This is a genomic window from Clostridioides sp. ZZV15-6598, from assembly GCF_020657705.1.
Lineage (GTDB): Bacteria > Bacillota > Clostridia > Peptostreptococcales > Peptostreptococcaceae > Clostridioides > Clostridioides difficile_F.
The window spans coordinates 1-1,120 of sequence record NZ_JAGWCS010000281.1 but is presented as its reverse complement, the minus strand read 5'-3'; the positions used below and the strand labels follow the sequence as shown (position 1 = coordinate 1,120).

Below are 1,120 nucleotides of genomic sequence, written 5' to 3'. Positions count from 1 at the left end.
AAAAAATATAACCTTCTCAATAAAATGGTTGTTTCAATTGACCTATAGAGTTTAATCATATAAATATATAGGAAATATTTCAATATATTATACATAAGTGGTCATTTTATAAGTATAACTGGAAATTATATATATTTTTTATAGAAGTTTGTTGAAAAACAATTAAAAATCATGAAGAAAAAAGATATAATTAGAAATGTAGTAATAAATTTAAAAATGTGATAATAAATATTTTGATGAAAATAATACTATTAAAATATTTTAAATAATATCAGGAGGAATATAGATGGAAATAAAACCAAGAAGTGCAAAAGTGGAAGAGTTTGATAAAGTAACAGGATTAATAAACTATGTGTTTAGAATATCAAGAAACTATAAGCCAACTATGGTGGAAGAGTTTCCACTTTTATTGAATAAAGATAACATAGAAAATATGATTATAATATCAGAAAATGAAAAAGTAGTTTCAGATGTAAACTATTTGGTACAAGATGTATCTATTCAAGGAAATAAACTAAAGGTTGCAGCTATAGGTGGAGTATGCACACATCCAGATTATGAGAAGAAGGGATATTCATCTAAAATACTAGATAAAGCAGAAGAAAAAATGTTTTCTGATGGTGTAGATGTTTTAATTATTTCAGGGACAAGAAGTTTATATAGTAGAAGAAATTGTAGTGTAGTGAAGAGTTTCTATAAATATACAATAAAGCCGGAAAATATTGAAATACCATATGAAATAGTTGAATTCGATGAAACTAATTTTGAAAAAGATACTGATTTAAATAAAATGATTGAATTATATAATCAAAATAGTACTAGATTTATAAGAACAAGAGATGAATTTAAAAAATTATTACATGCAGCTACTATTGCTTGGGGGCCAATTGATTATAAGAAAGTATTTATAAAAGAAAATAGTAACATAATAGGATATTTAATAATAAGAACAATAAAAAAAGAGGGCTCTATTATAGGAGAAGTAGTTGAAATAGGATTGAATAATATAAATGTTGAAAATGTATTAAAACATGTTACGAATAAATTTGGTTTAGAGTATTTAGACTATAAGGTACATGTAAGAAATCTAAAGGACCAATTAGAATGTAATGAACTAAAG

At 23.9% G+C, this 1,120-nt stretch carries 1 protein-coding gene; it reads left to right on the top strand.

The window, feature by feature from the left end; genetic code table 11:
* Positions 1 to 286: 286 nt before the first annotated feature.
* The coding region (locus tag KGF50_RS21550) for a GNAT family N-acetyltransferase (protein WP_227849956.1) at positions 287 to 1,120 on the top strand (834 nt) is incomplete at its 3' end.